The 3041-nt window shown below is 65.2% G+C and carries 4 protein-coding genes; all 4 read right to left on the bottom strand.

Annotated elements, in window-relative coordinates:
* Positions 1-627: branched-chain amino acid ABC transporter permease (locus EOA86_RS28565; protein WP_164892061.1), on the bottom strand; the 627-nt coding region annotated here is incomplete at its 3' end.
* Between the two features lie 3 nt (positions 628-630).
* Positions 631-1527, bottom strand: a complete 897-nt coding sequence (locus EOA86_RS28560; RefSeq protein ID WP_127318264.1) for a branched-chain amino acid ABC transporter permease — start codon at positions 1525-1527, stop codon at positions 631-633.
* The gene (locus EOA86_RS28555; protein ID WP_091600479.1) at positions 1527-2429 is read right to left on the bottom strand and encodes an ABC transporter ATP-binding protein; all 903 of its coding nucleotides are present in this window, start codon (positions 2427-2429) and stop codon (positions 1527-1529) included. Before EOA86_RS28555 ends, EOA86_RS28560 begins: the two co-directional genes overlap by 1 nt.
* Positions 2430-2485: 56 nt before the next feature.
* The coding region (locus EOA86_RS28550; RefSeq protein ID WP_128344724.1) for an LLM class flavin-dependent oxidoreductase at positions 2486-3041 on the bottom strand (556 nt) is incomplete at its 5' end.

Below are 3041 nucleotides of genomic sequence, written 5' to 3'. Positions count from 1 at the left end.
GTCCCGCACGGCGATGAAGTTGCGACCGGTCGCGCTGTTGACCAAGCGCCAGACGAGGGCCGTCAGCACCATGACCGTGGTGACCGAAAGCAAATAGCGGCCGGTCGCGCTGTCGAGCGAAAGACCGGCGACGGCCAGGTGCGGCGCCGAGATCACCCCGGACGGGTTGTCGTTGGAGAACCAGCCGAACTTGGTCAGCGCCCATTGCACGAAGAACTGGGCGGCGAGCGTCGAGACGGCGAGGTAGAAGCCGCGCAGCCTGAGACTGGGCAGGCCGAACACGACGCCGAAGCCGGCGGCGGAAATTCCGGCCAGGATCATGGTCACCGCCAGCGGCAGGCCTTCGACCCTGAGGTTGAAATTGTAGGCGCCGAACGCGCCCACCGCCATGAAGGCGGAAGAGCCAAGCGAGAGCTGGCCGCAATAGCCGGTCAGCAAATTGAGGCCGACCGCCGCCAGGCTGAGCGCCAGGAATGGCAGCAGGATCGCCTCGACCAGATAGCCCGAAGCATAGGCAGGGACCACGCCGTAGGCGACGACGAACAGGGCGGTCGCCAACGCCAGCTTCTGAACGAGTTTCGCCCAGTCGACTGGAAGCCTTGCGGCGTCGAGAGCTTGCACGGCCATGGTTCAGACCCTTTCGACGGTTTTCTGGCCAAACAGGCCGGAGGGGCGCACCAAAAGCACAACCAGCGCCAGCGCATAGGCGAACCAGCCCTCGATGCCGCCGCCGACGAACGGGCCGAGATAGACCTCGGCCAGCTTCTCGCTGGCGCCGATGATGAGGCCGCCAACGATGGCGCCGAGGATGGAATCGAAGCCGCCAAGCACCAGCACCGGCAGCGCCTTCAGCACGATCAGCGACAGCGAGAACCGGACGCCGAGACGCGCGCCCCACAACAGTCCGGCGACCAGCGCGACGAAGCCGGCCGCCGTCCACACGGTGCCCCAGATGCGAGGCAGCCGCAGCCCGACGGCGAGGGCCGCGAACTGATCGTCGGCGACGGCGCGAAACGCAAGGCCGATCCGCGTCCAATAGAAGAAGGCGCTGAGGCCTGCGACCATGGCGGCGGCGATCGCCGCCGCCAGCAGGTCGAAGGATGAGATCAGTATGCCGCCGACCTCGAAGGGGGTGTCGTCGATGCCGAGGTCGAGCCCGTGCACCTGCGTGCCCCAGATAAGCTGGGCGGCACCTTCGATGATGTAGGAGAGCCCCAGCGTCGCCATGAACAGCGTCATCGGCGAGCGGTTGACCAGTGGCCTGAGCACGGTCCGCTCGATGGTGAAGCCGAGCGCGACCATGACCGCGAAGGTGATGAGCAGCGAAAGCGCGAAGGGGATGCCGCGTTCGACGAGGCTGACAAAGGTGAGCGCTGCGAACAGCACCATCGACCCCTGCGCGAAGTTCAGCACGCCCGACGTCTTGTAGATCAGCACGAAACCTATGGCGACAAGCGAATACATGACGCCAGAGAGCAGGCCGCCGACCAGCACTTCGATGACGAAGAGGAAATCATAGTAGCTCATCAGATGTCCTCGCCATTCTCGCCCTCGGCGGTGCCGATATAGGCCCGGATCACTGCCGGATCGGCCCTGACCTCGGCCGGCGTCCCGTCTGCGATCTTGCGGCCGTAGTCGAGCACGGCGACGCGGTCGGAGAGGCCCATGACGACGCCGATGTCGTGCTCGATCAGGATGATGGTGACGCCGTGCCGGTCGCGCGCGGCGCGCACGAAGCCGGCCATCTCGGCCTTCTCGGTCGCCGTCATGCCGGCCATCGGCTCGTCGAGCAGCAGCAGCTTCGGCTCGGCGACCAGCGCGCGCGCCAGCTCGACCCGCTTCTGCAGGCCGTAAGGCAAGGTGGCGACGAGGCGGTCGGCGACGCTTTCGAGATGCAGGAAGGCGACTATCTGATCGGTCTTTTCGGCGATTCCCGCATCTTCGCTCCGGGCGCGTGGCAGACCTGCAATATGTTCGACGAAACTGGCGCGCCTGGTGTGGACGCGGCCGCACGCGATGTTGTTGCGCACGGACAGACCGCCGAATAGCGCCAGGTTCTGGAAGGTTCGCGCAACGCCGAGCCGTGCTAGACGGCTCGCCGGCACCCGGGAGAAGGACTGCCCGCCGATCGCAATCCTGCCGCGGTCGGCGTGATAGAGGCCGCTGATGATGTTGATCAGTGAGGACTTGCCGGCGCCGTTGGGGCCGATCACCGCGCGGATCTCGCCGACTTCCACTTCGAGATCAACATCGCTCAGCGCCTTGACCCCGCCAAAGGAAATGCCGATCCCGCTCAGCGCGAGAACCACATCCGGCCGTGACGACAGGCGTGCCAGACGCCTGTCGCCGACGGGGTTAGCCACCGCGAGGATGGCGGAAATTTCGGACGCGCGCTCGTATGCGGCCGCTCCCAGCGAAGCACCAATCATGAAACATTCCTGCTTTTGAAGGCGTGTCGGCTGCGGCCCCGTGGGCCGCGCCCGTCCTATTCCGCGGCGACAAGCTCCCTGTCGCGAGCTGCTTCCAGTTCGCGCACCAGAGGAATGACGCGCTTGCCGAAGAACTCGACCTCTTCCTGGAAATGCAGGAAGCCGAGCAGGATCAGGTCGGCACCGGCGTCCTTCAGTTTCAGGATGCGTTCGGCGATCTGTTCCGGCGTGCCGATGAGATTGCTGCGGAAGCCGTCATTGTACTGAACGAGATCCTCGAGGGACGACTTCGCCCAATTGCCTTCGCCTTCCGGCGAGGCCTTGCCGGCATTCTTGACCTGATCGGCAAAGCCCTGCACCGCCTCCGGATTCGCCTTGGCGATGATCTCGTCGAGCACGGCGCGCGCTTCCTGCTCGCTCTCGCGGGCGATGGCGAAAGCGTTGACGCTGATCCTAACCTTGTGGCCGTTGGCTTTCGCCTTGGTGCGGATGTCGTCGACCTGCTTCCGGATCTCCTCCGGGGTATTGCCGTTGGTGAAATACCAATCGGAGACACGAGACGCCATGTCGCGAGCGGCTCGCGACATGGCGTCTCGTGTCTCCGATTGGTAT

Origin of the sequence: Mesorhizobium sp. M5C.F.Ca.IN.020.32.2.1, from assembly GCF_004023105.1 — a bacterium.
Lineage (GTDB): Bacteria > Pseudomonadota > Alphaproteobacteria > Rhizobiales > Rhizobiaceae > Mesorhizobium > Mesorhizobium wenxiniae.
Note: the sequence above shows the minus strand (reverse complement) of the source record. Positions and strands in the feature narration are given on the sequence as shown.

Coding starts and splice junctions, on each gene's coding strand:
- EOA86_RS28560 (WP_127318264.1), bottom strand. CDS start 1,527: ATGAGCTACTATGATTTCCTCTTCGTCATCGAAGTGCTGGTCGGCGGC.
- EOA86_RS28555 (WP_091600479.1), bottom strand. CDS start 2,429: ATGATTGGTGCTTCGCTGGGAGCGGCCGCATACGAGCGCGCGTCCGAA.